Origin of the sequence: Actinomadura sp. 7K507 (assembly GCF_004348425.1) — a bacterium.
Taxonomy (GTDB): domain Bacteria; phylum Actinomycetota; class Actinomycetes; order Streptosporangiales; family Streptosporangiaceae; genus Spirillospora.
Genome location: NZ_SMKK01000391.1, coordinates 1 through 5,060, shown reverse-complemented (window position 1 = coordinate 5,060; position 5,060 = coordinate 1). Strand labels below are relative to the sequence as shown.

Genomic DNA, 5,060 nt, shown 5'->3' with positions numbered 1-5,060 from the left:
GCCCTGAACCTCCCCCGGCAACCCGCCGCCCCACCCATTGTGACGAGCACGCCGTAGCGGCGGGGTTCCCGCTCCGTCCGGAGGGGAAGACGCACAGTTACAGAGGCAGAGAGGAGGAGACATAGGTGAACGGGTGGGCGCTGACCAACAGGTATGACAGCGCACTGGGAGAGGTCCGATGGGACCGGCTAGGCGATCCGCACGCCGAAGGAATCGTGCTACTGCACGGCACGCCGTTCTCCTCGTTCATCTGGCGTGACATTGCCGGTGCGTTGGCGGTCAGCCGCTCGGTCTATGTCTTCGACATGCCTGGATATGGCTCCTCCTCCATGTTCGAGGGGCAGGACCTGTCGCTGGATGCCCTCGCCGGGGTCTTCGCCGAACTGGTCGGGCATTGGGGGCTCGTCCGTCCGGATGTGGTCGCACACGACTCCGGCGGTGCCGTCGCGCTGGGCGCGCACATTGACCGCGGCGTCGCCTATCGCCGCTTGGCGCTGGTTGACGCGGGTTCCCTGGCGCCGTGGGGCAGCGAGTTCTTCGCGCTGGTAGGAGAACACACTGAGGTCTTCCGACGACTGCCGAGCACGGTTCACCGGGTATTGCTGCGGGAGTACGTGGCTACGGCCAGTTCTCCTGGTCTGCGTCCGGGCGTTCTGGACGCGTTGACCGCCCCGTGGCTCGGCGCTGACGGTCAGGCCGCCTTCTACCGTCAACTCGCCCAGCGGCGAGCGGATCAGTCCTACACCGACCGCGTCCAGAGCGGTTACGCGGCGATCGAGCTGCCGGTATCCGTGTGCTGGGGCGCCGACGACACCTGGGTTCCCGCCGAACGCGGCCGGGAGCTCGCTGCCGTCATCCCAGGTGCCGAACTGCACGTCATCGACGCCGCGGGCCACCTGCTGCCGGAGGACCGCCCCGCCGAGCTCACGGCCGCCCTGCTCGCGTTCCTGGCGACCGCCCCTTAACGCTCAAGTGCCGCCGCGGACATGGCTCGCGTGCCGCCATGATCAGCAAGCCGGAGTTTTCCACAGGATCGCATTCTGTTCCGCTGCCCCCTCCGCGGGCTCGACAATCCGAGAGTCGAACTGGGAGAGGGGGCGGTCGTGTCAGGTGATGTCGACGATCGGGAGGGTGAGGGCCGCGGGGGCACCGGCCGGGACGACCGGGTTCTTCGGCGGGACGGGTGCGAGGCGGCGGTACGGGTTGCCGAGCGCGGGGCGGAGGTCGTCCTCGGAGCGGTTCGGCCAGAGCGACATGGCACGTTCGGCCTGGGCGGTGATGGTCAGGGACGGGTTGACGCCCAGGTTGGCGGAGATCGCGGAGCCGTCCACGACGTGCAGGCCCGGGTGCCCGTAGACGCGGTGGTAGGCGTCGATGACGCCGGTTTCGGCGGAGTCGCCGATGGCGCAGCCGCCGAGGAAGTGCGCGGTCATCGGGACGTCGAACAGGTCGCCCCAGGAGCCGCCGGGCATGCCGCCGATCTCCTCGGCGATCAGGCGCGTCGCCTCGTGGCCCTCGGGGATCCACGTCGGGTTGGGCTCACCGTGGCCGGCGGACGCGCGGACGTCCCAGCCGAACGGGCCCTTCTTCGGGCGCAGGGTGATCGAGTTGTCGCGGGTCTGCATGACCAGCGCGATCACCGTCCGCTCGGACCAGCGCCGCACATCGGCCAGCTGCATCAGGTCGCGGGGGCGGCGGACCACCTCGCGGGCGAACTTCAGGATGCGGGGCGTGTGCTTCTCGCCCGGCCGGTCGCCGTCCACGAGGAGGGTCTGCAGCCCGGCGAGCAGGTTCGAGCCGCGGCCGTAGCGCACGGGTTCGATGTGCGTGTCCGGAGTGGGATGGAAGGAGGACGTGATCGCCACACCCTCGGAGAAGTCGGGGCCGGGCCGCCCGTTGCGGCGGCCGCCGCCCAGGATCGCCTCGGAGTTGGTGCGGGTCAGCGTCCCCAGCCGGTCCGACAGGCGCGGAAGCGCGCCGGTCGACTTCAGCTTGTGCAGGAGCTTCTGCGTGCCGTACGTGCCGGCGGCGAAGACGACCTGCTCGGCGGTGAACGTCTTGCGGTTGCGGCCGAACGAGCCGGTCCGGACGATCTCCACCTGGTATCCCCCGCCGGCCAGCGGCTTGACCGAGGTGACGCGGCTGAGCGGCATCACGCGGGCCCCCGCCTTCTCGGCAAGGTAAAGGTAGTTCTCCGTGAGCATGTTCTTCGCGCCGTGGCGGCAGCCGACCATGCACTCGCCGCACTCCAGGCAGCCGCGGCGGCGCGGGCCCGTCCCGCCGAAGTACGGGTCGGCGCTCTCGATGCCCGCGCCGCGCCCGAAGTAGACGCCGACGGGCGTCTGGACGAAGGTGTCGCCCTTCCCCATCCGGTCGGCGACCTTCTTCATGACCTTGTCCGCCGCGGTCGACGTGGTGTTCCGGACGACGCCGAGCATGCGTTCGGCCTGCTCGTAGTGGGGCGCGAGCTCGGCCTGCCAGTCGGTGATGTGCGCCCACTGCCGGTCCTTGAAGAACGGCTCCGGGGGGACGTACAGGGTGTTGGCGTAGTTCAGCGACCCGCCGCCGACGCCCGCGCCCGCCAGCACCATCACGCGGCTGGACTTGGCGCCGCGGATGAGGTGCATCCGCTGGATGCCGGTCAGTCCCAGCGCCGGCGCCCACAGGTAGCGGGCGACGCGCCAGTTCGTTTTGGGCAGCTCCGCATACCGGGCCCCGGGTGCCCCGGACGGGTTCGTGTCGAAGCGGCGGCCCGCCTCGATCACGCCGACCCGGTAGCCCTTCTCGGTCAGGCGCAGCGCGGAGACGCTGCCGCCGAATCCGGAGCCGACGACGAGCACGTCGAAGTCATGCTTCACGCGCGTTCCCTACTTGATCCGCAGCTTCTTCATCAGCTTGACGCCCGTCGCCATGAATGTGGCGAACTTGTCGTAGCCGATGCGGCCGGGGGGTTCGAGGTCGACGAAGTGCTGGCTCGCGACGGTCTGCACCTCGGTGAACTTCAGCAGGCCCTCGGCCCCGTGCCGGCGCCCCACCCCCGACTGCTTCATCCCGCCCATCGGGGAGTCGTAGGACGCGTACGCCGCGCCGTACCCGTCGTTGATGTTGACCGTCCCCGCCTGGATGCGGGCGGCGAGACGGCGGCCCTTCGACGGGTTCTTCGTCCACACCGACGCGTTCAGCCCGTACGGGGTGTCGTTGGCGCGCTCGACGACCTCGTCCTCGTCCCGGTACTTGTAGACGGCGACCACCGGCCCGAACGTCTCGCTGGCGCACAGGTCCATGTCGCCGCTGATGTCCGCGAGGATCGTCGGCTCGTAGAACAGCGGACCCACGTCCGGACGGGCCTTCCCGCCCGCCAGAACCGTCGCGCCCTCCTTGACGGCCTGGTCGACGTGCCGGGTCACCGCCTCAAGCTGCCTCTGGTAGGTCAGCGAGCCCATCTCGGCGTCGAAGTCGAGCCCGGTGCCGAGCTTCATGCCGTTGACGACCTCGACGAACCGGGGGACGAACTTGTCGTAGATGTCCTCGTGCACGTACATCCGCTCGATCGAGATGCACAGCTGCCCGGCGTTGGTGAAGCAGGCGCGGACGGCGCCCCGCGCGGTGCGCTCGACGTCGGCGTCCGGCATGACGATCATCGGGTTCTTGCCGCCGAGCTCCAGCGAGTACGCGACCAGCCGCGGCGCGACCTTCTCGGCGATGGCCTTGCCGCCGCGCGTCGACCCGGTGAAGGACACGTAGTCGGCCTCGTCCAGCAGCGGGTCACCGACCTCGGACGGCTCCCCCACGACGATCTGCCAGACGTCCCGCGGCAGCCCCAGCTCGACCAGCAGATCCAGGACCCACAGGCTGGACAGGCACGTCTGGGTGTCGGGCTTCTGGATCACCGCGTTACCGGCCATCAGCGCGGGCGCGATGTCGCTCGCGCCGAGCGCGAACGGATAGTTCCACGGGGCGATCAGCGCGACGACGCCCTTCGGATGCCGCAGCTCACGCACCCGGGTGACCCCCGGCATCATGCCCTGCCTGCGCCGCGGCTTCAGCAGCCGCGCGGCCCGCCGGGCGTAGTAGAGCGAGCACAGCGCCACGTCGAGGAACTCCTCCAAAGCGTGACGCCGGGCCTTGCCGGTCTCCAGCTGGATGACGTCGAGGATCTCCTCGCGCCGGTCGACCAGGGCGTCCGGCAGCCGCAGGAACGGCTTGACCCGCTCGCTCACCGGCCGCAGCGCCCACTCCCGCTGCGCCGCCCGCGCCTTCTCGTGTGCCGCGCGGACGTCGCCGGCACTGGAGATCGGGACGGTCGCGAGGGGCTCGCCGGTGAACGGGCTGGGAATCGTCACGGTGTCGGCGCCGCCCGAGGCGACGTGCGTGGCCAGCCGGTCTATCAGGGTCTGGGGGAGCTTGTGCTCTGCCGCGCCTTTGGCAGGGACCGTCGGGGATGCCATGTTGGCAGGGTATGACCCCCTGGCCATTCTTGGCTACCCGCAAGTAATGCGGCTCTTATGGTGGTTTGCCACACCCGCTCCCGGTTCTTCGTCCCTCCTTGATGACTCACGGCCGAACGGACCGTTCCAACCCAGGCGGAGTTGTGCAACTCGGAGACTGACGATGTCCGGCCGGTGTATCCCGAAGAGAGGGGATGAGAATCTCGGCGCGACCCGCCGCCCGGACGTTCGCTGCCGCGCGCCCGGACACCGCGGGACGCGCTCCACGACGGAGGGGAACACCACATGACGGACACCCGCGGCGACCATCGGCCCGAGGGTGACAAGGAAGGCCCGCCCCGCCACGAGGCGGACACGGCAGGGACACCCCGCAAGACCGACGCGACGGGCACGCCCCGCCACGACATGAAGGGGACACCCGGCGGCAGCGAGCAGCACCCCCGACCGCCCGGCACCCAACCGCCGAGCAGCCGGCCCCCCGGCCCCCGGCCGCCCGACTCAGGGCGTCCCAAGCCGCCTGACCCGCGTGGTCCCCATCCGCGCGGGGACCGCCGCGAGCAGACCCGCACCGCCCTGCTCGCCGCCGCCGAACGGCTCTGGGCCGAACACGGC

General features: G+C 70.4%; 3 protein-coding genes and 1 pseudogene. 2 read left to right on the top strand and 2 right to left on the bottom strand.

All coding sequences use genetic code 11. From position 1 onward, the window contains the following. Window positions 1-125: 125 nt before the first annotated feature. On the top strand, window positions 126-965 hold the full coding sequence (locus E1285_RS43085; protein ID WP_132160689.1) for an alpha/beta hydrolase: 840 nt from the start codon (window positions 126-128) through the stop codon (window positions 963-965). Between the two features lie 141 nt (window positions 966-1,106). Here E1285_RS43085 and E1285_RS43080 read toward each other — a convergent pair whose 3' ends face one another. Both E1285_RS43080 and E1285_RS43075 read right to left on the bottom strand, forming a co-directional pair. Beyond that, window positions 1,107-2,858 carry a GMC family oxidoreductase gene (locus E1285_RS43080; protein WP_132160688.1) on the bottom strand — a complete coding sequence of 584 codons (1,752 nt, stop codon included), beginning with the start codon at window positions 2,856-2,858 and terminating at the stop codon, window positions 1,107-1,109. A 9-nt stretch (window positions 2,859-2,867) separates the two neighbouring features. Further along, complete coding sequence (locus E1285_RS43075) at window positions 2,868-4,448, bottom strand: succinic semialdehyde dehydrogenase (protein ID WP_132160687.1); 1,581 nt, start codon at window positions 4,446-4,448, stop codon at window positions 2,868-2,870. A 285-nt stretch (window positions 4,449-4,733) separates the two neighbouring features. Here E1285_RS43075 and E1285_RS43070 point away from each other — a divergent pair. Then, a pseudogene (locus tag E1285_RS43070) lies at window positions 4,734-5,060 on the top strand (hypothetical protein); the annotation flags it as partial.

Excerpts from the sequence above, each read along its gene's own strand:
- E1285_RS43075 (WP_132160687.1), bottom strand. The coding sequence starts at position 4,448 with ATGGCATCCCCGACGGTCCCTGCCAAAGGCGCGGCAGAGCACAAGCTC.